Genomic DNA, 24,173 nt, shown 5'->3' with positions numbered 1-24,173 from the left:
AGTTAGCGAGTACGCGAACAAATTCACCTAGCTTGTTCAGCGGGAACGGGTGACCTATCAGATAGAGGCAATATCATCTGACTGCTGAATAATCCCGCACTCTCGTTGCAGCAAAGAGAAACCCGTCTTCCCTGAAAACAAAAACGCCAGCTTTCGCTGGCGTTAGTCTTATTTTAACTGGGTTTACTGAATAGAGGGTTTAAACACGATTTTCTCGTCTTCTTCGCCCGCTTTCATGTCGTTGTAGCGCGCCAGATCCAAGGAATCTTCACTTTTCGCCACAATACACGTCACCGCACAGTCACCAGTAATATTAACCGCAGTGCGAATCATATCCAGCAAACGGTCAACACCCATGATCAGCGCAATACCTTCTAGTGGCAGACCCACCTGATTCAATACCATCGCTAGCATCACCAAGCCCACACCCGGTACACCAGCGGTACCAATCGATGCCAGTGTCGCCGTCAAGATCACTGTCAGGTAATCCATCATCGTCAAGTCAACGTTGAATGCTTGTGCGATAAAGACCGTCGCCACACCCTGCATCATCGCTGTGCCGTCCATGTTAATGGTCGCACCCAGCGGGATCGTGAATGAGGCAATTTTGTTGTCTGCGCCCATACGGCGCGTCGCGGTTTCCATCGTCACTGGAATGGTGGCATTTGAAGACGCAGTCGAGAACGCAAACATAATCGCGTCTTCCATCTTCTTGAGGAAGATGATTGGATTTAGACCTGCAAATACCTTCAGTAAAGTGGTGTAGGTGACCAAGGCATGCAAAATAAGCGCACCTGCCAACACGAAGAAGTACTCAGCCAAACTCATGATGGCTGACAGCCCCAACGTGGTAAACAATTTCGCCATCAAACAGAACACACCATAAGGTGCAAGGTTCATGAGAAGTGCGACTAGCTTAAGGATCACTTCATTCATATCGCGGAAAAATGCCGCTATGCGTTCACCCGGTTTGCCAGATGCACTGATCGCGATACCGAACAACACTGCGAAAATAATGATTTGCAGCGTATTACCCTGTGCCATAGAGCTGATTGGGTTCGTTGGGAACATGCCCACAATCACTTGGCCTAAGGTTGGCGCTTCTGCTGCACTAAAGCTAGATGCTGCGGTGAGATCCGCCCCTTTGCCTGGGCCAAATAACAACGCAAGACTCATCGCCATGGTAATCGCAAGCGCAGTAGTGCCAAGGTAGAACATCAAGGTTTTACCGCCCAAACGTCCCAGAGTCGCAATGTCTTTCAATGCACTCGTTCCGCAGACCAGCGAGACAAATACCAAAGGCACAACCAGCATCTTTAAGCTGGCAACAAAGATTTGTCCGCCGACGTCAAAAAGGCCATTAACGATATACTCGTTAACAAGCCCTTCGTCCGCGAAAAGAAAGCGAATCGCAAATCCGGTCGCAATACCCATGACCATACCCACCAAAACACGTGTGGTCAGGGACATTTTGTTTTTTTCTGCATTCATTATTGAATACTCCATTTCTTGATTTACGTGCTTGTCACATACAAAGCGCAAAGAGATTAACAGCGGATCTACAATTTGAGATACATCCAGAATACGGGATAAAGCCCCAAATATGCGACACGTCACACATTTTAATGCTAACAGCAACACACCGATTACACGGAGTAAACAAGGTGGACATTTATCTGTTCAGTTGTTGTACGGCGGGGTCTAGGCGGGAAAAATGAAATCCACTTAAAAGATGCTTTCAGCTCGATGTGTCGGTAGAAATTCGTCAATACCGTGCCGTCTAATCCGGTTGTTTAACGACAATTTGACGAGACGATATTATCGATTATCATCATTTTAATAATCATTATTTATGAAAAAGCATGTTGAACCCAAAATGGCTGACCACGTTTGAGACGTTGGCCAAAACCAAAAGCTTTACTAAAACGGCCGAATGTCTTTTTATGACGCAGCCAGGCGTGAGTCAGCACATAAAAAAGCTGGAAGATGCGCTCGGGGAAACGTTGATATTTCGCGAGGGCAAACAGTTTGAACTTAGCCAAGCTGGAACAATGCTCTCAGACTACATTGCATCACAAAAGCAGCTCAAAGAAGCATTTCTGGCCCAACTAAAAGAAGACAATCCTCATCAAGGTCCAATACGGATTGCCTGCTCTGGTGCCATGGCGATGAAACTCTACCCACTTCTGCTCACCCATCAGCAACAGCACCCTGAGTTGTCCGTGCATCTTGAAGCCGCGCCCGCCTCTCGCATTCACACTTTGCTGATGGATAACCTTATCGACATCGGTATCAGCACGCAGACTATCGCCCACCCCTCGATTGAAGAAACGCTTGTTGGGAAAGAATCGTTATGTTTGGTCGTGCCATCACAGAGCAACATAGACTCGCAAGATTATGATGCCCTTTGCCAACTGGGCTATATTCAGCACCCGGATGCGAGCCATTATGCTGATCTGGTGTTGTCCAAAAACTACCCCAAGCACTATCGCGGGTTGGACGGATTTCGTGAACGTGGCTATGTGAATCAATTGGCGCAGATCTTACTGCCCGTTTCTCAAGGTCTAGGTTTTACCGTATTGCCAGAAGGTGTCATTGATAACTTTATCGAAAGCAGCAAGCTTTCTTGTCTTTCATTGCCCCACCCGGTTTATCAACCCGTATATCTTGCACAAAAGCGCTATCGGAACCTACCTCAGCGCTATCAAACCGTCATTGCGCTGATCAAAAAAGCCGTTGCATAAAAAAGCCGCCCATCATCATTGGGCGGCTTCGCTTTAGCATTTCAAAGCGTCGTCATTTCGCCATTACAAGCGGAAGAATGCCAGTTCATGCTTTTGGTTTTCAGCCAGTCGAGACAACTCATGGCTGGCCTGCGCACTTTGGCTGATACCTGCAACATTCTGCGTAATGATGCCAGACATGTTAGTGATATTACGGTTGATATCCTGCGTCACTGCTGACTGTTGCTCTGCCGCTGTCGCGACCAAAGTATTCATATCCGTGATTTGCGCTACAGACTGCGTAATACCATTCAATGCATCATTGGCTTGCTGACTCAGTGCCTGCGTGCGAGCAAGGACATCCATACACATCCCCATGCTTTCACCAGCCTGAGAAGACTGCCCTTGCAACCCTTCGATGATTTGCTGAATTTCTTTGGTCGATTCTTCTGTTCTTGCTGCCAGCATACGCACTTCATCTGCAACCACCGCAAAGCCGCGCCCAGAGTGACCCGCACGCGCTGCTTCAATCGCCGCATTCAATGCCAGTAGGTTCGTTTGTTCTGAAATCCCACGAATCACTTCAACCACATGGCTGATACGATCTGATTGCTCACGCAAAGACGAGACGACGGTTGCCGTGTTCTCGATGGATTCTGCCATTTGCACCGCAGCTTGCGAACTTTGCTCGAAGATTGCTAAGCCTTGTGATGCCAGTTCGTCAGTCTGACGCGCCGCATGGTCAGCATTCACCGCATTATCAGACACATTGTCAGCCGTGCTAGAAAGCTCTGTCACCGCTGAGGCAACTTGTTCAATCTCGCCTTGCTCTTGCTTTGCATTGTCCGCTGATTGCGTCATCACCGCAGCCAGCTCAGTCGACGCAGCCGCCACTTCATCACTGATGCTAACAAGCATTTTTACCGTGTGACGAAGTTGATCAATGGTTTTGTTCGTATCTTGGCCAAGACGCGCGAGTTCATTAGAACCTTCATCGTTGGCTCGCACGTTCAAATCACCCGTGGCCAATTTGCGCATCACATCTTGCAAAATAGCGAGAGGCTTAGCAATCACTCCCGACAGCCACCAACCAATCATCATCGCGACAAGAATGGCAGCGAAAAGCACACCACTCGTCATCATGATAGTCTGCTCAGCGTCTTGGTCGGATGCCTGAATATCGTTCTCAATCAAAGGATTGATAAAGGCAGATAACTCAGCAATGTCATTCATCATGTCACTGCCCATACGGCGATATTCATTCACCATGGCGTTATAGCGCGATGAATCAACCTTGTTCTCAAAATACGCTTCAATAGTCGGTTTTGCTGTGTTGCTGGTATAGCGAACGTATTCACCCATACTTCTTTCCACCTGCTGCACCGACTCACGCAATACAGCCGTTTGTGCCATAGCACGAGTAATATCGAACGCGTCTTTACCAAGACGTGAAACGTTTTTCTCCATGTCCTTTGTTCTTGCTTGGTCGTAAATGCCATAGACAGCTTCTACGCGCATGGCCCATGCGATGTCTGAAAGACTGGCTACTCTATCTTTGTCGGCCCCTGCTTGACGAGCAGTATTACTCGTCGCAATCATGGAGGATTCCATTTCGCTTTTGGCGAAAATAAGAACCGTGAAAACACTGAGAACCAGAATACAAATGGGGATCAGAATTTGGTATCGAATGGAAATATTGTTAAGGGACATGTGTCGTTTAAACCTGAAGTATTTCGTGTGCCAAGGTATCAAAATCCGGCGCATTATGTGACTTAAGTCACCAAAACTCCACATGAAATTCTCATTTTCCCCTATTCTTTTTCAGCATGGTAACTACGCGTCAAATAGCTGCCGAAAGCGTCAAAAAAACACGTTCCCCCAGCATGGAAAGGTTAAAAAACAATCAGGTGATGGGCCATTATTCAGCCAAAGAATAGAGAGGACGTGAAGTATCCATGCCGCCCAGATATAAAGACAAATTAGAAGCAACGAAACGTCAGGAAGGAAGTAAGTAAGTAGGTAAGTAGGTAAGTAGGTAAGTAGGTAAGTAGGTAAGTAGGTAAGTATTCGAAAGTCTATGAGGAAACCTTGCATATCCCAAGTAAGGCATACGCAAGGTCTAAAAATGAGTGCCTATTCGTTTTCGGATAAAGCCGCAACAAGTTCCTCGATATCGGCATTCTTGTCATTGTTCGATAACCAGACCATAAATAGCTCGCCTGCCATTGATGGACTGTCATTAACCATATGCAGCTCACCCGCTTCGATCCATGGCTGAGCCACCGATGAAGGAAGAAAACCCACTCCACCGCGATTAAGTAGAAACTTCAGTGCAGGTTGGCAACCATGGCTGTGAAGCACAGGCGTACGTTGCAGTGCCGGGATACGGCTATGCTCAACACCAAAGCGTGTTCCCCAATCCAAATACACTAGGGGTAATTCCGCAATGCTTTCCATATTTTGATCGGACTCGCTCGACACAAGCACCAGCTCAAAGCTGGTTAGGCGTAACTGTTGCAGATCAGCCAGTTTAGGCGGCTCACTGGTTAGCACCACGTCCACCAGCTTTTCCAATAAGGCATTAGAAATTTGCTGGCGGTTTAATGATTCGGTACGCAATGCCCATTCAGGTTGCACCGTTTGCACGCGCTCAAGCCAATCACTGCTCGTTTCCAGTTCCCAGATCAGCGAGGTTGCGCCCACCGTCAGTTGTTGCTGGTACGATCCCGTTAGTGCAACATCTTGGCGCGCACGTCCCCATGTTTGAAGGATATTTTCAGCATAAGGCACAAAACGCTCACCCGCAGTTGTTAAACGCAAGTCACCACGTTTACGGGTGAAAACCGGCGTGCCAAGTTTGATTTCAAGCTGACGGATGCGAAAACTCACTGCAGACTGCGTCAAATACAGGTTTGTCGCGGCTTTACCAAAGTGACGGGTCTTATTGACTTCCAAAAAGGTGCGTAGTAAATCAGTATCCATATCAGCGCTATATCAAGGTAATATCATCTACTTGCGTTATCGTGCAAAACCTAGCCTTGGTCAAGGTGAAAAGCCCTAAATTGCCAACTTTCGATACCTATTGGACGAGTTATGACCCTAAATCGGTAAAACAAGGGAAATTGCTTCACTAAGTCATGCTCTGCGACGAGTGGCAGCTTTGGGCAATGAAAAGCAAAGAGAGTAAACACCGAACCCCAAACACCAGCCAAAAACAAACAAGCCCCAACTCTGCACCACACTGCCAAACGCCGCAGACGCACTCATTAAGAAAAGGCAAAGCAAAAAAAGGTTAATGAAAGAGGCCAACGTACGATTCGCTTTGAAGCTCTTTTGTACAAAAACAAACACGCAAAGATAAATAGCGGCCACTTGCTTGTTGTAAAACCTATCAAGGTACATAACGAGCCAAAAACCCCACAACGCGCCTAATGCCACATCCAACCAAAGCTCAAACATCTGGCCTCCCACCGCTTTTCAACTGCGTATTGGTTCATTTCCTTTAGTGTAATCCGCCGCCGTTTTGACACGTGTTCTATCCAAGAGAATGCAACCAATCTCATAAAGCGTTAACGCAATAAATCCTAAACATCAGACGGTTATTCAAAAATGTAGTTCTAAACTTAGAATGAATAATGACAGGGAGTGTGTTCATGAAATTTGCGTTGCTGATTTACGGCAAAGAAAACATCAACAAGCAATTAACGCCTGAGCAGGAAGAGGAAATGTTGATATTGCACCGCCAACTCCAAGATGCCACGGTCGAAAAAGGCGAATTTGTGGCCTCTGCGCGCTTAGATTGGACAGAAACAGCTGTCACCGTGTCATCAGACGATGACGGCGCACCACTAGTGACCGATGGACCCTTCGCGGATACCAAAGAACAATTTCTGGGGCTCTATTTGTTAGATTGTGACGCCCAAGCTGACGCCATTGGTTATGCGAAATCACTGCCTCTGCGCCATCATCGCGTGGAAGTGCGCCCAGTCGGATGGTGTCGACACTGAGCCGAAAAATATGACAAACACGCCCGACATAGGCGCTATCTACCTGGCAGCGCGCCCCAAAGTCCTTGGCGCTTTGGTCAAGCGTTATCACGATATCGCCTTGGCAGAAGATGCCGTGCAAGATGCCATGATGCGCGCCTTATCACTTTGGCCACAACAAGGCGTGCCAGATAACCCAGAAGCATGGCTGTTTGTGGTCGCCAAAAACGCCATGACCGACACCTTTCGACGCCATAGTCATCAATCTACTCATCGACCTCACCTTGAAAGCAGCGACGCATCAACACTGACGGCATCACACCAATCAGCAGAAGATATGCTGTATCAAAGCGACACACTGCATTTGTTTTTCGTGTGCAGCGACCCAATGCTCAGCAAAGAGCAACAAATTTGTTTGGCGTTAAACGTGTTAGCTGGAATGACGGCTCACGCGCTCGCCAAAGCCTTTGTGGTCTCAGTGAGTGCGATGGAAAAACGTCTCGCCAGAGCCAAGCACAATGTCAGTCGCCATGCCCTTTCCTCTGATGCACCGTTTCTCGACAGCACAAGATCCAAGGCCGTAAAAAGCATGTTGTACTTGATGTTTAACGAGGGCTACAGCGCTATTTCTAGTCCAGAACGGGACAAACTCAGCATCAGTGACCAAGCCATCACCCTGACTCGCGCGCTGCATAGCCTTCTACCCACAGACTCAGAAATTAAGGGCTTGCTAGCGCTCATGTTATTTCAACAATCACGCCGAGATGCGCGCCTCATCAATGCCAAACCGATCCCCTTGGAGCAACAAGATAGACAACAATGGGATCGCACCATGATCTTAGAAGCGACGAGACTGCTATCGCAAGGCGACCAAGCTGCGGGCTACTATCGCCTACAAGCACGAATTGCCGCAGAGCATTGCCGTGCCCCAAGTTGGGAAGAAACCAATTGGCACGCAATTTTATGCGTTTATGATGCACTGTTATCACTCACCCCGTCACCGATTGTGGCACTCAATCGTGCTGCCGCCCTCGCCTATGTGGAAGGCCCAGAACGCGCACTTGAAGCAACGACCTTATTGGCAAACGCACTCCACGAATATCAGTATTTCCATGCTACCCGCGCGCACCTTTTTAAAATGATGAACGATAATGCACAGGCGATATCGGCATTCGAACAGGCCTTCGCACTCACTACGCAGCCGTGGGAAGCTGACTATATTCAAAATGAAATCAGTAATTTATCCCAAGACCTGATGCACTGAGGAAAATTTTTAATTTTTTTCACTTTTGCTGTCCGGATACGCTCTGCTCAAACGTCCTCCTTACGAACTCAACAAAAGGAGAATGTGATGAGTACATCAAATGACCAACAAAACAACACACCAAATACAACACAAGACAGTTCACCACAACTGACCCACGGTGCACCCAGCTGGATTGAGCATTGCAGTGAAGATTTTGCAGCGGCGCGCCAATTTTATCAGGACGTATTGGGATGGCAGATCATGGAACACCCCATGCTAAACGGCTCTACCTACCCCATTATTGCGGTGAACGAATCCGGTGTTGGCGGCTTCAAACCCTTTCCCGATAACGAACCAGGCTGGCTGGTTTACATCACGGTCGATGATGTGGATGCGCGATATGAAAAAGCCCTTTCTCTTGGCGGCACGCAAATCATGCCCCCTTCTGATATTCCGTCTGTTGGCCGTCTTGCCATATTCAAGGACCCTCAAGGGGCGAAATTGGCGTTGATCAAATACGACAAAAGCAACGCTTAGTCATGCCAGCCCACAGCGCTAAAACAGGCAAGCAAAACGAGGAACGAGAATGGCTAAATTCTTACTGACTTATTTAGGCGGGAATCGCCCTACCACCCCGGAAGCAGGCAAGCAGCATTTCGCCGAGTATCAAGCGTGGCTAAACGAAATAGGTGAACGTGCAATCAGCCCTGCCAACCCGTTAAAAGCCACGGTGCGAATAACGCCTAATGGTGAAATCTCTCACGGCAGTCAAATCGCCATGTCTGGGTTCACCATCATTGGGGCGAGCGATATGGAGGAAGCCATCTCTATGGCGAAAACCTGTCCCTTCCTTTCGATTGGCGGCACGTTAGAAGTGTCAGAACTCGTCGATATGGCGCACTGATCCGTGTGCTCCCCTCCTCCCAGAGTAAAGCGCTTTTTTTTGGGGGGGGGCATTAAACACAAAGTAGAAATACGCTTAATAACACCGACGCATAAAATGAGACATCACTATGAATTTATTGAACATTGCCCCTATTATCATCGCGCTGTGTGTCGCGATTCAGGTTCCTATTACCTTTGCGGTTGGGCTTCGGCGGTTAGCGAGCCACATCAACTTCGGCTGGGATGATGACACCAACCTGATGCGAAAAATTCGAGGACACGGAAACTTTGTTGAAACCGTCCCCATCACACTCATTGCTATCACTGTTGCCGAACTGACTGGCATGGCACAAATTTGGCTTATTATCGCGGGGACGTGCTTACTGGCAGGGCGTTTAATTCACTACCATTCCTTAGTGTTCACAGACTCTGGCGCAACGCTAGGGCGCGCAGTGGGAATGACACTGACGTTTACGTCTATGATTATCCCCGCCGTTTATCTTCTTTACGCCTCATTAAACTAAGAAAATCAAGAAACTAAGATAACCAAGATAGCTAAGTAAGCCACGCTAACTCATAGAACAGGATGAACTGATGGCATACGACGAAGCACTCACACAACGTTTTCGTTTGGCGGTAGCAGATCAAGAAGGCATCACAGACAAACGCATGATGGGCGGCGTTTGCTTTCTCTATCAAGGGAACATGCTAGGCGGTGCGGATAAAGGCCGCTTCATGTTCAGAGTCGGAAAAGCTAATGAAGTAGAGGCATTGTCACGGCCCGGTGCTTCAGCCATGGAACTCGGTGGACGCAAAATGTCTGGATTGATTTTTGTCGATGAGCACGCGGTGGATGACACCGTTCTGCGGCAATGGATTGATCTGGCGATGACGTTTGTCGCCACGCTTCCCGCCAAATAGCGGTGATTCAACCGTTGTTTCGTGGAGTAACCCTCCACACTCGCTCAGTACGCTTCTTGAACGAGATCGGGAAGATAAAGTCATTACGCGCATAGTAATCAATCACTCGCTGTTCTAAGATGCGCTGATAGCTGATGCCCAAAACCCGAAAAACATCGAGGCATCGAGACATCGAGACATTGGACGTCACCACCTTACAGGAGTTATTGCGTGCGCATTTCCGCCCCAATCGTAGAATCATTAGACAGCATCTTGCCGGACGAACCTCTTTTAATGATGGGTGCGGGCCCAGTGCCAATTCCTGCCAAAGTGGCCGCCGCCAATGGGATCGTGATCAACCACCTTGGTGAAACCATGTCTCGCATTATCGAGCAGGTAAAAGCCATGTCGCGCTACGTTTTCCAAACAGAATCATCACACATTTTGGGTGTGGCAGGCCCCGGCTCTGCCGCGATGGAAATGGCGGTTGCCAACTTGGTTGCACCGGGCGATAACGTCTTGTCTGTGTGTAACGGATTCTTCAGTACCCGCTTATCCGAAATGTCTGAACGTGTAGAAGGCAATGTCACGCGTTTTGTCATTGAAGAAGGCAAAGCGGCAGATCCCTTATTGGTTGAACAAGCTATCGCCAAATGCTCGCCAAAAGTGCTCACCATTGTGCAGGGTGAAACGTCAAACACTGTGTGCAACAGTGCCTTACCTGAGATTTGCCGCGCGGCCAAAGCAGCAGGCTGTCTGGTGATTGTTGATGCCGTCTGTACCCTGAGCACAATGCCACTGTACATGGATGAGTGGGGTGTTGATGCCGTTATCACGGGCGGACAAAAAGGCCTAAGCTGCATTCCCGGGGTTTCCTTAGTCGCGTTTTCTGAACAAGCATGGGACAAAATCACCTCGCGCCAAGACACGCTGCGCCACTGGTGTTTGGACGCTAAACTGGCGGACAAATTCTGGTATCAAAGCTCTTATCACTACACAGCGCCGGTTTCCGGCATCATGGCGATTCATGAAGCATTGCGTCTGGTCTGTGAAGAAACCTTGCCTGGCCGTTTCGACCGTCATTTGCGTTGCTCATTAGCACTGCAAGCAGGCATTGAAGGATTAGGACTGTCGTTGTATGCCGACAAAGCATCACGCTTGAACTCTGTGGTGGGCATTCATGTTCCGAAGGGGATTGATCAAAAAACAATTCTTGCACGCATTTCGAACGATTTTAAAGTCGAAATATCAGGTTCATTTGGGTTAGATATTGTCCGTATCGGACAAATGGGCGAACAGTGTCGCGTGCACAATATTTTCCGCACTATTCACGCGTTAGGTTCGACGATTCAAGGGTTGGATGGAGAGGCGAATCTGCCACGCGGCGTGGCAATGCTAGAGAAAGCCTTACAGGAATATCAGCCACAGTTTGTATGATTTCTATCGTTTCGGTTAGCTATTCGTTTATTCGCTTGTGTTCAGCATCAGCGCTTATGGGAAACGACGTTTGCTTTAGTCACTCTGCCGATCAACAGATACCTCACCGTCCTTGTGTGTCATCGAAAACACATGGTTCGGTGAGTGTTTGACTTCCTCTGATCCTAAACGCAAATACTCGCCGTCCGACTCATAGCCGTGATCGACCCAAATTCGCGTCATTGCTTCGCGCTGCATAAATCGAGAAAGGTTGTTGTTCGCGTTTTTGATTGGCACGGATTTTTGCTTATCCAACCCAAGGAAGTACAGAGAAAAACAACGCGCCAACATCAATAGCTGTGACGGATTTGCCGCAGTCGCTTCTGCCGCACCCTCTTCTTTCGAGCTTGCCGATTCGCCACCTAACGTCTTAGCCGCCGCTTCAAGCTTCTCGGATTCTTGTTCAACGCCATTCACAGGGTCAACACTAAGGTCCGACACAAAGTTAACGCCGGAGATGTAATCCGCATCAAGCTGGTACTCATTCAAATACACCAACAAGTCTTTCCCTTTTGTGATGTGTTGCTTAGCTTCAAGCGTGAACGCAGCTAACGCTACCACCTCATCGATCTCTTCTCCCCAATAGGGTGACGGGCTACATCCGGTCGCGACGACATCACAACTTCGACCAAGGTTGACTCCCACGGTAGAAAGGAAGTCATGTACTGATAAGGTCACATTGTCAGATTCATTTCTTAGCAGGGTCACAAAATGCGGTTCAAGGATAATCTTAGGCTTGGGCAAATCATTGAAGAAAAAATCCGCCAGTTTGACGGTGATTGAAACCGGTTTAGACTCGGCTCCCACCAGCAGATAGAATTTCACCTTTTTCGTAAAAAAGTTATAGCTTGGGCGTTTGAAATGATTAAAACGAACCTTATCTCGAAGACCAAGTAAGAAAACTCTTGGCTGAACAAGCTGATGACGCATATGGCTTTTTAAATTCGCACGGTAATCCACCACGTACTGACTCATACTGCCTGATTCGTCAGAAAATTTTTCATCAACGAGAAGATCTGTCCAGAACATTTCGGTTCTGATCAGACCTGCTCGCCACTGGCGATTCATACAAATAGGTTCAATCTGCTTTACCGCCTCCAAACGCCATACTCACTCTTACTGTTAATACCATTAAAAAGAATAGCTTATATTTTTAGCATCTAACCAATAGTTCTCAGTGAAACGTGAGTATTGAGACTTGAGGTGACACGGGCATGCTCGAGCAACGTTAAGATACTTGATCAAAGAGAAAGCTCAGCATACGGCTCAATATTAAGCTGAGTATTACGTTCATTATTCTGAACAGTGTTCAATCGACTTTTTACGGCCTCAATCGACAAGGGTCTATCATGGAAGAAGCCTTGCTGGTATTCGCAGCCTCGGTCCGCCAAAAACGCCGCTTGTTCTTCGTTTTCTACCCCTTCCGCCACAATGTCGATGTTTAAGCGGTGAGCAAGTTCGATGATTGACTCAAGCACGGGGGCGTTAATGGAATCCACCCCCACTGTATCCACAAAGCATTTGTCTATTTTTAGGTAGTCAAACTTAAGCCGCTGCAACATAGACAAAGAGGTATGCCCGACTCCGAAATCATCAATCGCCACGCGAACGCCCATATCACGCACCGCATTGATTTGAACAATGGCTTGCTCATCTAACAGTTGCCGCTCGGTCACTTCTAACGTGAGTGAAAGATTCACGCGTTTAAAAGCATCTATCGCGATTTTTAGTGTCTCTTCCAATTCGTCGCTACACATAAACGCAGGCGGCACGTTGACGCCCAAATGATAAGGCCGTGATAACTTCAAACTGGCCATATCTTGGACTACCTGCTCAAACACATATCGCGTAAACAACATACTCAATTGCTGTTTTTCGATTTCGGGAATAAAAATCTCTGGGCTCACGCTTCCCATTTTTGGGTGTTGCCAACGCGCCAAGGCTTCAAAGCCATGCTGCGAATTGTCTTTGTCATAGATAGGCTGATACTGCAAATAGAACTCATTGCGTTCCAAACCACGTTTAATGTCTTCGATGAGCGAAAAACGCGGCGCAAGTGAACGTATCAGAAAATGCGCGAGCAAAGAGAAAAACAACCCTATCGATATACTCGATAGGACAAACATCGCCATGATTTTACGAATGTAAGAATCAGAAGTCGTTGTGCCAAATTTCATATGATGCTTTTCGGAAACAACCACATTAGTCGACACCTCATCGGCATTGTGCACTCCCACCATTGGCACATCACCCACCCAAAGCGTCATCTTGGCATAGCGTGGGGAAGGAGCCAGATTCAGGTAGTCATGAAACGCCTGGCGGGTCAGCACCACAAAACCTTGGTTACCTTCTACTTCATCGGTAGTAAGCACCAGAACAACCTCTGCACTGCCATCCGGCCTCACCTTGCGATATGTATGCATACCTGGCTCTAGCTTTCTGGCGACAAGTGCTTCATCAGCCCAATCAAAAAACCGATTAGAGCGACAGAGTATTTCGCCATTTCTGACCGTTGCATAGTGTTCCACGTTTGGCCATAACGCCATTCTCTCGTGGGTGACCTCACAAGACTCTGGCTCGCCCAACGCCATGCTGACCTGGGTAGAAAGCATGGCCAACCTACGGTCCAAGGTTTGCAGATAAAACGCGCCAAATTCTTCGGCATTTTGATCAATCGTCAGTTTGGACAAATACAATCCTACTGAGACACAAAAAAACATCGGCACGCAAAGCAAAACGAGGTAATACACCGCATCCTGTTTATCTAGCTTCATTGATTCCGAAAACCTTCAAAATAACTGCTGCACTCAGCAAATGACCAAAAAGTTGTCCATTTCCCCCACCAAACAACAACATTGATAACTCTCAATGAAGCAGATAGTTAGTGACTGAGACGTCAATAAAAGTAGGCAAAATAAAAAGAGCGCGATATATATCACTGTTGATATGAAATCGCTATGAAACAAGCGATGTAACAACCAAATAGACTGGAAAGATTTGCGGACAGATGTAAAGAATCACACAGAATGAGCGGGTTTGAGCCTATGTGACGTCAAATCGCTGACCCAAGCAACTCACTCAGGGCAACCTCGGGATGATTAGCGCAATGACACTGCTAGATTTCTCCCGCCAAACTTTTCAAAAATAGCAGCTGTTGACGTTCTTGATCCGACGGCTGATAAGACTCTTGTGACAGACTATTGGCATTGAAAGGGCCTAGTTCAATCACCGAAACATTCGACACGCCATAGCGCGTTTCTTCACCAGGAAACCCCGACATGCGCTCCACTTGAATGTCACGAAGTTGGTAGTCGCCGCGTTCACTACCAAACACCGATTGATGCGCTTTTACATCAATCGTACTCTCGCCTTCGGTTAACCGTTGCTTGCTGGTTAACACCGCGACAGGAGGTCCGTCTTCTCGATAAAGATTGGCGCGCACGCGATATAAGCCGGCTTGCTTAGCATCAATGTCCAGCGGGATCACCCAGTCCGCACCTTGCACATAAGCGGGTTGTGCACCAAGAACATAAGCCACGGGGTTTTGATAATTCACATCCGCGGTTAATACATCTTCACCGCCATCAAATTGCACCTTCACGCGAAGGCGCACATTGGCTGGCCAATCCTCTTTTGCTGTCAGTTTCCCTTGTGCGTTGTCACTGTTGCCGGTCGCCACGATTTCTCGTGAGTCGATATCGATCAAAGAAAACTGCATGCCCTCAACAGGCACGCCACTTTTTACCTGAAACGCGATAGGCTCTGGGTAGAAATAACGATATTTGTCGACCACCAGCGCTGCAGAGTGCTTGCCATCTAGAACGGGCATTTCCACCACGGAAAAATGATTCGGCGTCAGGTAAGGGCTAGCCAAATCAACAATAGGCTGAGAATACGGCGGGTAATTCAGTTCGGTTTCAAAGGTTTGAGCAATGCGGGAAAACTGCGCGGACATAGCTTCTGGTACAACGACGTTCTCATCAGCTGGCTCGCGATGTTCAACAGGTGAAACCTCGCGTTTAATGGTGCTTGACCCCGCATCTGCCAACACCATGGAAGGGCGTTTTTCTTCGCTCTTTTTCGTTGGCATCAAATCCATGCTTTGTGGCGGTGCGTCTTGCGTACCTGCAAACCCAAAAACACCGGCACCAATACTCACTAGAGCCACCACAATCCAACGTCGTTTCATTGACAATCCTTGTTTATACAAATAAGGGGGTCAGCCCCCCCCCTTTTTTTCATACTGTATCTTCTTCATGCCGTATCTTCTTCATACTGCATCTTCATTGCTCTCATGCTTTAACGCTAAGCCAACGCGCTATCAAAGCAAATCCGCAACCAGTTCAGACATGGTGCTGTCATCTGAGCCATTCACATAGCGGTACGTTGCCCAGTTCCACCACGACCATTTATCCTGCGTGGAGACAGAAATTGACTGACCATTAGCTAATACTGCACTGTTACGTGCTGTTGTCACTTTGCCTTGATGGCGGTCACCAATCAATTCACCGTGAGCATAACCGCTGCCCATCAACATAGGGTAGTGGCGCGGCATAAAGCTAGAAACCCCATTAGATTGATATGCCACCTTGCCATCAAACGCCACCGATCTTGAACAACTGCCAAAGCTGCCAGCGCGGCTTGCACCGCAAGTTGAGTGAGACGACACCACACCATCGTCATGCCCCGGTAGGAAAGGCGAGGTTAATCCCAAGTATTCAGAAGCATCACCGACAAAACGAACCCTTGGCACGCGTCCATCAGGAAATGGGGCGATTTGACGAGCATTCGATACTTTTAGATCATTCAACACACCAACATTGTTGGAGTTGGGTATATCTCCGAGCCAAAGTGAGATAGCCAATCTCAGCGATGCGTTTAAAACGCCGCCTCCTTCAGCAATATTTACCGCCAGGTCAGCAAGCTCTGAACCGCCGCCCGCGCCAGCGAAATCAAACGTGGAAATAATATTTAATGGTGTTAAGCCTTCGTTTAAAAGCCAGTTTTCTTGATTATCTAAAATATAACGGGTGACGAGATCTCCCGTTGAATGGGTGACAAAAATACAACCGTTCACACAGGTATTACTTTGTGCAAGTTGTTTTAATTTTGGCCATGCATAATCACTGGCGATTTTGCCTGCGACTCTTTCATGAGAAGGCCAATCGATACGCATATCCGCATGGGTTAGCCAGTACGCCTGCCAATAGACTTCTCCATCAGCACGAACCTCTGTCGCGTCTGGTCTTGCTTGCAATTGTGCGGGTTGCAGCCCATGCACAAGAACGACGGGATGCTGGCCAATCGCGGCAAAAGTAGAAACAGAAAACGTTGCAGCAGCGAGTGAGAGCATTGCGATGAATCTCTTCATTTCAAACCATCCTTTTTTATTGGTTTCGAACAGCCTAGAACAGTGAAATAAATATAACAATTCATTAACATTGATCTTGATCCCATTCGCTTATTTCGGAAATTTAAAATGAACAAATCGAAGTATTTAAAGACACAGATTGTATAAATGCGACATAAATGACTGAAATATTAATATCTATACCTTCACTCAAAACATGCGATTCACTGAAACCAATTTCACTCTCTATTGAAATACAAAAAGTATTTATTTGATGGCGGGTTTTATACCCAAAAAACCTCAAGATACTGGATTCAAAGCCTATCGCCATATCATCACGTCGAGTACAGACCTGCGTCTTTGCGAGTTGTTGATGTCGTCACCTAGCTCCTTCGCCGTCGTAAAACGGCGCAAAACAGGTCGTAATTACATAAATACCCCTATTTGAATCACGGCATTATCTGACCAATGCCCGTCGCTATGGCCTGACCCAAGACGTTCGACACCAAATACGGTCGACCACAGTTTGAGACGGCAGAAGGTTTTGGGACGGTTGGAAGTAAGGAAAGGGCCATGAGTCATCTGCCTGTGAAAAATATCGACACAACGCCAATCAACAGAGAAATGGTAAAAACCATGCTCGAGCGGCGTATTCCCGACTACACGTTAGAACAACCCTTCTACACCAGTCCTGAACTGTTCCGCATCGACATGGAAGAGATTTTTGGCAAGGAATGGATTTTCGCAGGTATGTCCTGTGAACTGCCAAAGAAAGGCAGTTTCATCACGCTAGAACTCGGTGATAACCCCATTGTGATTCTGCGCGACAACAACAATGAAATCACCGCTTTTCACAATGTCTGTCGCCATCGTGGTTCTAAACTGTGTCTGACTCAACGCGGGAAATCGCCCAAGCTGGTGTGTTCTTATCACCAATGGGCATACGATCTTGATGGGAGCTTGGTTTACGCTGGCTCGGACATGGGCGACGATTTTGATAAATCACAGTTCTCTCTTCATCCCGTACATTGTGCTTCAGCCGGTGGTTATATCTTTGTCTGCTTGGCAGACAACCCACCGCCGATTCAAGAGTTTCTCGATGACCTGAACCTCTACCTTGAACCGCATGGCATGGAAAACACCAAAATCGCGGTACAAAGCGAGATCATCGAAAAAGCCAATTGGAAACTGGTGGTTGAAAACAACCGTGAGTGTTATCACTGTGATGGCTCACACCCCGAGTTACTCGCTTCGCTGCTGGAATGGGATGACAACAACGACCCTCGCTCTACACCAGAATTCAAAGCGCTAGTCGCCGAAAAACAAGCATTCTGGGACACGCTAGACATTCCGTACCTATTTCGAGGCACCTACAACAACCGCAGTCGATTAGTCAGAACCCCTCTGAAAGCAGGTACCCATTCCATGACGTTAGACGGCAAGGTTGCCAGCAAAAAACTCATGGGACGCATTACCTCACCAGATCTTGGCGCACTGCGTATTCTGCACCTGCCCAATTCTTGGAACCACGGTATGGGTGACCACCTGATCGCGTTTCAGGTCATTCCTGTGAGCCCCCAAGAGACCCGTGTTGTCACTCGCTGGCTCGTGCACAAAGACGCTGTAGAAGGCGTGGATTACGACCCTGAAAATCTTGCCAAAGTGTGGACAGCCACCAACGCCCAAGACAGATCACTGGCGGAAAATAACCAACGGGGCGTCAACTCCGTCGCCTACCAGCCCGGCCCTTATTCCAAAACCTTTGAGTTTGGGGTGATCAATTTCGTGAATTGGTACTGCGAGCGGCTAAAAGAAAACTTAGGCTAACCGTGGTGAATTCAGATATGTCAGCGTCGTGTTTGCGTAATTCACAAACGGGAAAGCCAAACAAAATCATCTATACCCGAGCGACCTCAAGATGCTCGGGTTTATCACTTAGAGACAATACGTTGCGTTAACTGATTAGGGATAAAGGCATGAGTGAACTGGACGCTGGCGCTGAAAACAGTCTCAACCCGGTAAATACGCAAACATGGGTCAATGGACGCCACCTTGTTCGCTGCGTAAAAGTGATTCAAGAAACCCACGACGTCAAAACCTTCTGTTTTGCCAGCCAATCTCCCATGCTTTTCTTCTTCAAACCGGGGCAGTTTGTCACCCTTGAGCTCAATATTGATGATCAGCAGATCATGCGCAGCTACACCATGTCATCGTCCCCCGCCGTGCCTTACAGCTTTTCCATCACCGTTAAACGAGTCAAAAACGGTCAGGTCTCTAATTGGCTACACGATAACTTGCGGGTGGATGACGAAGTCGCCGTGCATGGCCCAATCGGCAATTTTAACTGTATCGATCACCCTACCGAAAAAGCCTTATTTCTCTCTGGCGGTGTGGGGATCACCCCCGTCATGTCGATGGCACGATGGTGGTATGACACCAACGGCGCAGTAAACATGAAGTTTGTCCACAGCGCCCAAACCCCCAAAGACATCATTTTTCTTAAAGAGTTGGAACTCATTGCTTCGCGCATTGATAACTTCGAACTCAGCATCATTTGCGAACGCTATGACATCGGAGAAAGCTGGCACGGCTATCGCGGTTTTTTGACCAAAGAGCTGCTGCTATTGATTGCCTCTGACGTATTACAGCGCGAAGTCTACTGCTGTGGCCCTGAGCCTTACATGCGTGCTGTGCGCACCATGCTGATTGATCTTGGTTATGACATGAGCCGGTATCATGAAGAGAGCTTTGGCGCGACACCTGCTGATGCAATTGAAGATGCAGAAGAATCGGCAGAATTGGCGCAAATTGCTGACGAGCTGCCAGCCAATGGCTTTGCCGTTGAGTTTATTGATGAAGGCATGTCTGTGACATTAAGCGATAACGAAACCATTCACGCTGCCAGCGCAAAACTTGGCATTTATGTGCCAAAAGCCTGTGGCATGGGCATGTGTGGCTCATGCAAAGTTCGCTTGCTTTCCGGTGAAGTGAACATGGAACATAACGGCGGGATCAGTGATGAAGAAATAGAGGAAGGTTACATTCTTAGCTGCTGCAGCACCCCCATCAAGGATGTGTCGATTGAGACCTGATCGCTGCACTACCAACACTTATTCACGCTAACCGCATCATCGCTTGATTGCCACTGACCATGTGGCAATTCGCGGGTTAACATCAACGCGCTATTTTAAGTTTATATTTCTGCGTTTTTTCTCTGTAAATTTCTCTTTCTAACAACGATCCTTACATCCCCAAAAATAGATCCGCGCTTCCAAATTCTGCTTGGGAAAGCGCATCTCACTTCTGACATTTTATCAACGCATGTCCACTTTATTGGACTCGCATTCCGCCTAACACAACCATTACCGAACCCTAACATAGCGCCCGATCTTTTGAACCAAAGTGTACTGGCTGCAGCAAAAACTTTTTAACCCAAGACTCTAAAGGAAAAGGAGAACAACCTATGAATATGTTCAAAACAATGATGTTAGCGATGGCGGTTTTATTTTCGGGCATGGCGTTAGCCACTGACACCAGCACAGAAAATTGTCCTGAAGGGTCAGAAGCGCCAGAGTGCCAAATGCAAAAAGACGATAGCGGTTCGACTAACTAAAGAACCTCCTATCTTCAATTTTGTCGCTTCGACCTCGACCTTCGAGCAACAAAAAAGGCCAGTGGCATTTGCCATTGGCCTTACCCTTTTTTCTGTTTAGCGCCTGCGCGTGTGAATCTATTTAGCGCCTGCGGCATTAATCGCGCAGATAGATCATCCAATACCACATACCGACAAACAAACCGCCACCGATAATGTTCCCCAGCGTCACAGGCACAAGATTGTTGATCACGAACGTCATCATACTCAGGTCAGAGAAATCGGCCGCTGTCGTGCCCGTCATCTGCCAAAACGACTCTGGCGCAAAGAACTTGATCCCAATCGCCATTGGCACTTGAAACATGTTAGCGATACAGTGCTCAAAACCGGCTGACACGAACATTGCCACAGGCAAAATCATCACCACGATCTTATCCGTCAATGTTCGGCCGCTGTATGTCATCCACACCGCGATACACACCAGCACATTACACATAATCCCCAGTGCAACTGCTTGGAAGAAGCCATGATGAAGCTTGTGCTCGGCAATCTTCATGGCATTAATGCCGACTTGCCCACTATCAAACATGTACTGCTTAGCAATCAGCATACATATCACCAAAAGCACCGCACCCACCAGATTACCCGCGTACACCACCGCCCAGTTTTTGAATAAGGCTTTCCAGGTGATCTTACCACTGGCTCGCGCCACCAAAGTGAGTACTGAACTTGTGAAAAGCTCGCCACCGGTAATGATCACTAGGATAAGCCCTAAACTAAATGCCAGCCCGCCGACAAAGCGTGTCATGCCCCAAGGCAAGTCGCCTGCACCCGTGGTGACAGTGGTGTAAAAGATAAACGCGATACCGATATGAATACCGGCAGAAATTGCCAGAAGGAAAGATTTCGCCGGATCTTTCGTTGCCTTAGCAACACCAATTTCCGCCGCTCTTTCAGCAATCTGAGGAGGGGGTAACGAATCAAACTGAGTAAAGTTCATAGCCGATAGCACTGAGTAAGAAACACGAAAGGCGCGGATAATCTCTCCTTTCCCTGCATTTTTCAAGGGCTATTTTTTTGAGCAATTTATGTTTTCAACAATACACACAAAACCTAACAACGAACACAAACAAGAAGATATCGAATAAACAAGCTACTGGGCTCAAATGCCGCAATATTGCTGCGCTCGTGCCAAATTCATGAATCGCTTTCTAATAACATTTCTCGTTGCCAGCAGATAGACTTCTGCTTACAGGCTGATAGACTTCGCGCCTTGAACCTCTAACCGTGAATGCCCATGACTTTTACTGCGCTGAACCTTACCCCTGCCGTGCTCAATGCGCTGCCAAGCCGCCTTTCTTCACCAACTCGGATCCAAAACCAAGCGATTCCCGCGGCGTTGGCTGGAAGCGATTTGCTTGCCATGGCACAAACGGGCAGCGGCAAAACGCTCGCGTTTGGTTTGCCCCTGCTTCAGCGCATAGAGAAAGACAACTCAGGCATTCAAGGTGCTTCTGTGCAAGGTGTGGTGCTTGTACCAACCCGTGAACTTGCCGCACAGGTTAACGCTGCACTGCAAGAAATCGCCACGCCAATGGGCATTAAAACCGTCATGTTGTGTGGCGGTGTTGAGCCTGCATTACAAATTGCTGAGCTAAACGCCGCACCACAGCTTTTGGTTGCAACGCCAGGCCGCTTACTGGATTTTATTCACCAAAACATCGTGACACTTAACAAGGTTAAGCACTTGGTGCTGGATGAAGCCGACCGCTTGCTAGAAATGGGCTTCTGGCCGGATGTGCAGCGACTCATTGCTGCCATGCCCGCCAAACGTCAAACCTTGTTGTTCTCTGCCACCTTGCCTGCTGAACTGGAATCAGCCGCCATGGCACTGCTTTTCAAACCCGTGCGCATTGAAGCGCATGAGAAAAACAGCGTGGTCGAAGACATCGAAGAGCGCCTGTATTTAGTGAACAAAGGCAGTAAAGCACAAGCACTGATCGCCTTGATCAAGCAACACAACTGGCAACAAGTGTTAGTGTTCGTGAGTGAACGCAATGCCGCCGACGCACTGGCAAAGAAATTGATAAAAGCGGGGGTGTCCGTTGCCGCGTTACACGGTGACAAAGATCAAACCGCGCGCGAAAGCACACTGGCCGATTTTAAAGCAGGAAAGATCACCGTGCTGGTCTCGACCGATCTGCTCTCTCGCGGTATTCATATTGATGCACTACCCGTGGTGATCAACGCCGACTTGCCACCGAATGCCCCCGTTTACGTCCACCGCGTCGGACGCACCGCACGCGCGGGCGAAAATGGCCTTGCTTTGTCATTGGTATGCCACGGTGAGCAAGACGCGCTAGCAGCGATTCGTCAACTCACAGGCCGCGAACTTGCCCTGAATGAACTAGACGGTTTTCCTGTGACCGACAAACCCGCAGAAGCCGCCACGACTGGTGAACGTAAACGCGCCCCGCGAGACAAAAAAGCCAACCGTCGCAGCAACACAAAACGCAGCATCAAGCAATTTAAGCCCAAAGCTAATTAAGCGAAGCCATCGCGCTAGGCTGGCAATCTAGGTCAGCCGTCCAAGAAAAGCCAAATCCCAGATACAACAAAGCCCGAACAAGTCGGGCTATGTTTTGTACCAAATGTCATTGCATGTTAATCAACACACCGCACTCAGCACATTAAGACATGACGCGATTATTCAGAATATTCGGTCACGTCGTCTGGACGCAATTGACGCTGAACACCCGTCAAGAAATTGCGCAGAATCTGATCTTTACATTCACGGTAATGCTTGTTGTCCGGCTTGCGGAAAAACGCACTCAGTTCATGCTTACTAATGTTGAAGTTCACCAGCGCCAAGATGTCTAAAATATCTTCGGCTTTAAGGTTCAACGCAATACGCAGCTTTTGGAACACCATGTTATTGCTCAAACGTGCTTCAGGTTTTGGCTGTTCGCCTTCGCGTTTGCCGCGCTTCAAGTTGATCAGGCCATTCAAGAATGAAGACAGTTCAACAGCGTTCATTTTTACGAACGCTTCATCTTCATCTTTTTTCAGCCAAGCAATCACTTGCTCTTTGGTTACAACCACATCAGCAAGTGCGAAAATTTCGATCACTGCTTTATCTTTAAAATCGAAGGCGTAACGAATGCGACGCAGAATATCATTATTGGTCAAAGCAAATCCTAGTCTTAGGTAATCCAGTGTAGTCAACACGACTTACTGGAGAGGCCAGAAGTGTAACAGAACTCACACTTTTTCCCAATCGATAGTCACAGAGCCACCCCTCTCCACCGTCGCACGCATGCGGCCAATCTCGCCCAAAAACTGAGGCTTGACGGAGCCTGCCAAGGATAAACCTGCTATATACCAATAGATAACGCCATCTCTCAACACCAACTAACAACACACTCAATGGGGCGCATATTCAAATTGTGGGTTATTATTTTTTTATAATATCGACATGGGAATTGCCGCTTTGCTTTCAGAAGAAATGAAATTGAACATACTTTGTCGACTCGAACCCGGCTGTTTAGGGCCACAAGGGGCGAGTAAAATTGATGACTTCTGCCAATACATCAAGCAAGACATGCTAGCGCTGAACAGTGACAGTGTGACGCTGAATGTGGTGCCGAGAAACGACAAATCCCTCCCAGAAATACAGTTCACTGTGATGGGAAAAATGATGACGCGTAAACAAGCCGAGCAATACCTTGAACGCCTCGATCAGAATTTGGACAACTTTGAAGCCTTGTTTGAAGACAAACTTGAAAAACTGATTGATAAGTTCATGGGCTACTAAGTCAGCCCATTCTTGCCTTCAATTCTGCTTAACATCCATCAACAAGATCGAGACTAAGATTCAGATTGATATCAGAATAAAGCTCGCGCAGGACTGATCCGCCTTTCCCCTATACGTCGTACCTCATTCTCTAACGCGCATTTTCCTCTGTACTCCGTACAAATAGGCAAACAATCGCGAGGAATTTTCTATCGCTGCCAA

The 24,173-nt window shown here is 47.8% G+C and carries 23 protein-coding genes; 13 read left to right on the top strand and 10 right to left on the bottom strand.

The window, feature by feature from the left end; genetic code table 11:
• Positions 1-183 precede the first annotated feature (183 nt).
• Positions 184-1,491, bottom strand: coding sequence for a dicarboxylate/amino acid:cation symporter (locus tag AB8599_RS04465; RefSeq protein WP_407332584.1), 1,308 nt, complete (start codon positions 1,489-1,491; stop codon positions 184-186).
• 371 nt (positions 1,492-1,862) lie between these two features.
• Here AB8599_RS04465 and AB8599_RS04460 point away from each other — a divergent pair, with 371 nt between their 5' ends.
• Positions 1,863-2,744: a LysR family transcriptional regulator gene (locus AB8599_RS04460; protein ID WP_407332583.1), complete on the top strand. Its 882-nt coding sequence runs from the start codon at positions 1,863-1,865 to the stop codon at positions 2,742-2,744.
• Between the two features lie 63 nt (positions 2,745-2,807).
• Here the strand turns inward: AB8599_RS04460 and AB8599_RS04455 are convergent, their stop codons facing one another.
• The 3 genes from AB8599_RS04455 to AB8599_RS04445 form a co-directional block, all read right to left on the bottom strand.
• Complete coding sequence (locus AB8599_RS04455) at positions 2,808-4,433, bottom strand: methyl-accepting chemotaxis protein (protein WP_407332582.1); 1,626 nt, start codon at positions 4,431-4,433, stop codon at positions 2,808-2,810.
• Positions 4,434-4,856: 423 nt separating this feature from the next.
• Positions 4,857-5,705, bottom strand: coding sequence for an HTH-type transcriptional regulator HdfR (hdfR, locus tag AB8599_RS04450; RefSeq protein WP_407332581.1), 849 nt, complete (start codon positions 5,703-5,705; stop codon positions 4,857-4,859).
• Positions 5,706-5,858: 153 nt separating this feature from the next.
• Entirely contained in the window at positions 5,859-6,182 is a 324-nt protein-coding gene (locus tag AB8599_RS04445; protein WP_407332580.1) for a hypothetical protein, read from the bottom strand.
• A 194-nt stretch (positions 6,183-6,376) separates the two neighbouring features.
• Here AB8599_RS04445 and AB8599_RS04440 point away from each other — a divergent pair, with 194 nt between their 5' ends.
• The 7 genes from AB8599_RS04440 to AB8599_RS04410 all read left to right on the top strand — a co-directional run bounded on the left by AB8599_RS04440 (position 6,377) and on the right by AB8599_RS04410 (position 11,177).
• A complete protein-coding gene (locus AB8599_RS04440; RefSeq protein ID WP_407332579.1) occupies positions 6,377-6,730 on the top strand; it encodes a YciI family protein in 354 nt (117 codons plus the stop codon).
• Between the two features lie 10 nt (positions 6,731-6,740).
• Entirely contained in the window at positions 6,741-7,973 is a 1,233-nt protein-coding gene (locus tag AB8599_RS04435; protein WP_407332578.1) for an RNA polymerase sigma factor, read from the top strand.
• 87 nt (positions 7,974-8,060) lie between these two features.
• A complete protein-coding gene (locus AB8599_RS04430; RefSeq protein ID WP_407332577.1) occupies positions 8,061-8,492 on the top strand; it encodes a VOC family protein in 432 nt (143 codons plus the stop codon).
• A gap of 49 nt (positions 8,493-8,541) precedes the next feature.
• Positions 8,542-8,859, top strand: a complete 318-nt coding sequence (locus AB8599_RS04425) for a hypothetical protein (protein WP_407332576.1) — start codon at positions 8,542-8,544, stop codon at positions 8,857-8,859.
• A 109-nt stretch (positions 8,860-8,968) separates the two neighbouring features.
• Positions 8,969-9,364 (top strand): MAPEG family protein, encoded by a 396-nt coding sequence (locus AB8599_RS04420; protein WP_407332575.1) that lies wholly within the window; start codon positions 8,969-8,971, stop codon positions 9,362-9,364.
• 70 nt (positions 9,365-9,434) lie between these two features.
• On the top strand, positions 9,435-9,761 hold the full coding sequence (locus AB8599_RS04415; RefSeq protein WP_407332574.1) for a TfoX/Sxy family protein: 327 nt from the start codon (positions 9,435-9,437) through the stop codon (positions 9,759-9,761).
• Between the two features lie 210 nt (positions 9,762-9,971).
• Entirely contained in the window at positions 9,972-11,177 is a 1,206-nt protein-coding gene (locus AB8599_RS04410) for a pyridoxal-phosphate-dependent aminotransferase family protein (RefSeq protein WP_407332573.1), read from the top strand.
• Positions 11,178-11,252: 75 nt separating this feature from the next.
• Here the strand turns inward: AB8599_RS04410 and AB8599_RS04405 are convergent, their stop codons facing one another.
• The 4 genes from AB8599_RS04405 to AB8599_RS04390 all read right to left on the bottom strand — a co-directional run bounded on the left by AB8599_RS04405 (position 11,253) and on the right by AB8599_RS04390 (position 16,587).
• On the bottom strand, positions 11,253-12,284 hold the full coding sequence (locus AB8599_RS04405) for a hypothetical protein (RefSeq protein WP_407332572.1): 1,032 nt from the start codon (positions 12,282-12,284) through the stop codon (positions 11,253-11,255).
• Positions 12,285-12,457: 173 nt separating this feature from the next.
• Entirely contained in the window at positions 12,458-13,990 is a 1,533-nt protein-coding gene (locus tag AB8599_RS04400; RefSeq protein ID WP_407332571.1) for an EAL domain-containing protein, read from the bottom strand.
• Between the two features lie 341 nt (positions 13,991-14,331).
• Positions 14,332-15,405, bottom strand: coding sequence for a hypothetical protein (locus tag AB8599_RS04395; protein ID WP_407332570.1), 1,074 nt, complete (start codon positions 15,403-15,405; stop codon positions 14,332-14,334).
• 132 nt (positions 15,406-15,537) lie between these two features.
• Positions 15,538-16,587, bottom strand: a complete 1,050-nt coding sequence (locus tag AB8599_RS04390; RefSeq protein WP_407332569.1) for a hypothetical protein — start codon at positions 16,585-16,587, stop codon at positions 15,538-15,540.
• 552 nt (positions 16,588-17,139) lie between these two features.
• Here AB8599_RS04390 and AB8599_RS04385 point away from each other — a divergent pair.
• The 3 genes from AB8599_RS04385 to AB8599_RS04375 all read left to right on the top strand — a co-directional run bounded on the left by AB8599_RS04385 (position 17,140) and on the right by AB8599_RS04375 (position 20,179).
• Entirely contained in the window at positions 17,140-18,393 is a 1,254-nt protein-coding gene (locus tag AB8599_RS04385) for an aromatic ring-hydroxylating oxygenase subunit alpha (protein ID WP_407332568.1), read from the top strand.
• 149 nt (positions 18,394-18,542) lie between these two features.
• Positions 18,543-19,658, top strand: a complete 1,116-nt coding sequence (locus tag AB8599_RS04380; RefSeq protein ID WP_407332567.1) for an FAD-binding oxidoreductase — start codon at positions 18,543-18,545, stop codon at positions 19,656-19,658.
• 371 nt (positions 19,659-20,029) lie between these two features.
• On the top strand, positions 20,030-20,179 hold the full coding sequence (locus tag AB8599_RS04375) for a hypothetical protein (RefSeq protein ID WP_407332566.1): 150 nt from the start codon (positions 20,030-20,032) through the stop codon (positions 20,177-20,179).
• A gap of 136 nt (positions 20,180-20,315) precedes the next feature.
• Here the strand turns inward: AB8599_RS04375 and focA are convergent, their stop codons facing one another.
• Positions 20,316-21,158, bottom strand: a complete 843-nt coding sequence (focA, locus tag AB8599_RS04370; RefSeq protein ID WP_407333173.1) for a formate transporter FocA — start codon at positions 21,156-21,158, stop codon at positions 20,316-20,318.
• Between the two features lie 297 nt (positions 21,159-21,455).
• Here focA and AB8599_RS04365 point away from each other — a divergent pair, with 297 nt between their 5' ends.
• The gene (locus tag AB8599_RS04365; RefSeq protein ID WP_407332565.1) at positions 21,456-22,706 is read left to right on the top strand and encodes a DEAD/DEAH box helicase; all 1,251 of its coding nucleotides are present in this window, start codon (positions 21,456-21,458) and stop codon (positions 22,704-22,706) included.
• A 158-nt stretch (positions 22,707-22,864) separates the two neighbouring features.
• On the opposite strand, the gene AB8599_RS04360 is transcribed toward AB8599_RS04365, so the two are convergent.
• Positions 22,865-23,347: a DUF1456 family protein gene (locus tag AB8599_RS04360; protein WP_407332564.1), complete on the bottom strand. Its 483-nt coding sequence runs from the start codon at positions 23,345-23,347 to the stop codon at positions 22,865-22,867.
• A gap of 316 nt (positions 23,348-23,663) precedes the next feature.
• On the opposite strand from AB8599_RS04360, the gene AB8599_RS04355 reads away from it, so the two are divergent.
• Positions 23,664-23,972, top strand: coding sequence for a hypothetical protein (locus AB8599_RS04355; protein ID WP_407332563.1), 309 nt, complete (start codon positions 23,664-23,666; stop codon positions 23,970-23,972).
• Positions 23,973-24,173 lie beyond the last annotated feature (201 nt).

It is taken from the genome of Enterovibrio litoreus (assembly GCF_045679545.1).
Lineage (GTDB): Bacteria > Pseudomonadota > Gammaproteobacteria > Enterobacterales > Vibrionaceae > Enterovibrio.
This window is presented reverse-complemented; position numbering and strand designations above follow the sequence as displayed.

Bases quoted from the DNA above. Each gene is read 5' to 3' on its own strand.
- AB8599_RS04465 (WP_407332584.1), bottom strand. From the start codon at position 1,491: ATGAATGCAGAAAAAAACAAAATGTCCCTGACCACACGTGTTTTGGTG.
- AB8599_RS04460 (WP_407332583.1), top strand. From the start codon at position 1,863: ATGTTGAACCCAAAATGGCTGACCACGTTTGAGACGTTGGCCAAAACC.
- AB8599_RS04455 (WP_407332582.1), bottom strand. From the start codon at position 4,433: ATGTCCCTTAACAATATTTCCATTCGATACCAAATTCTGATCCCCATT.
- hdfR (WP_407332581.1), bottom strand. From the start codon at position 5,705: ATGGATACTGATTTACTACGCACCTTTTTGGAAGTCAATAAGACCCGT.
- AB8599_RS04445 (WP_407332580.1), bottom strand. From the start codon at position 6,182: ATGTTTGAGCTTTGGTTGGATGTGGCATTAGGCGCGTTGTGGGGTTTT.
- AB8599_RS04440 (WP_407332579.1), top strand. From the start codon at position 6,377: ATGAAATTTGCGTTGCTGATTTACGGCAAAGAAAACATCAACAAGCAA.
- AB8599_RS04435 (WP_407332578.1), top strand. From the start codon at position 6,741: ATGACAAACACGCCCGACATAGGCGCTATCTACCTGGCAGCGCGCCCC.
- AB8599_RS04430 (WP_407332577.1), top strand. From the start codon at position 8,061: ATGAGTACATCAAATGACCAACAAAACAACACACCAAATACAACACAA.
- AB8599_RS04425 (WP_407332576.1), top strand. From the start codon at position 8,542: ATGGCTAAATTCTTACTGACTTATTTAGGCGGGAATCGCCCTACCACC.
- AB8599_RS04420 (WP_407332575.1), top strand. From the start codon at position 8,969: ATGAATTTATTGAACATTGCCCCTATTATCATCGCGCTGTGTGTCGCG.
- AB8599_RS04415 (WP_407332574.1), top strand. From the start codon at position 9,435: ATGGCATACGACGAAGCACTCACACAACGTTTTCGTTTGGCGGTAGCA.
- AB8599_RS04405 (WP_407332572.1), bottom strand. From the start codon at position 12,284: ATGAATCGCCAGTGGCGAGCAGGTCTGATCAGAACCGAAATGTTCTGG.
- AB8599_RS04400 (WP_407332571.1), bottom strand. From the start codon at position 13,990: ATGAAGCTAGATAAACAGGATGCGGTGTATTACCTCGTTTTGCTTTGC.
- AB8599_RS04395 (WP_407332570.1), bottom strand. From the start codon at position 15,405: ATGAAACGACGTTGGATTGTGGTGGCTCTAGTGAGTATTGGTGCCGGT.
- AB8599_RS04390 (WP_407332569.1), bottom strand. From the start codon at position 16,587: ATGAAGAGATTCATCGCAATGCTCTCACTCGCTGCTGCAACGTTTTCT.
- AB8599_RS04385 (WP_407332568.1), top strand. From the start codon at position 17,140: ATGAGTCATCTGCCTGTGAAAAATATCGACACAACGCCAATCAACAGA.
- AB8599_RS04380 (WP_407332567.1), top strand. From the start codon at position 18,543: ATGAGTGAACTGGACGCTGGCGCTGAAAACAGTCTCAACCCGGTAAAT.
- AB8599_RS04375 (WP_407332566.1), top strand. From the start codon at position 20,030: ATGAATATGTTCAAAACAATGATGTTAGCGATGGCGGTTTTATTTTCG.
- focA (WP_407333173.1), bottom strand. From the start codon at position 21,158: ATGAACTTTACTCAGTTTGATTCGTTACCCCCTCCTCAGATTGCTGAA.
- AB8599_RS04365 (WP_407332565.1), top strand. From the start codon at position 21,456: ATGACTTTTACTGCGCTGAACCTTACCCCTGCCGTGCTCAATGCGCTG.
- AB8599_RS04355 (WP_407332563.1), top strand. From the start codon at position 23,664: ATGAAATTGAACATACTTTGTCGACTCGAACCCGGCTGTTTAGGGCCA.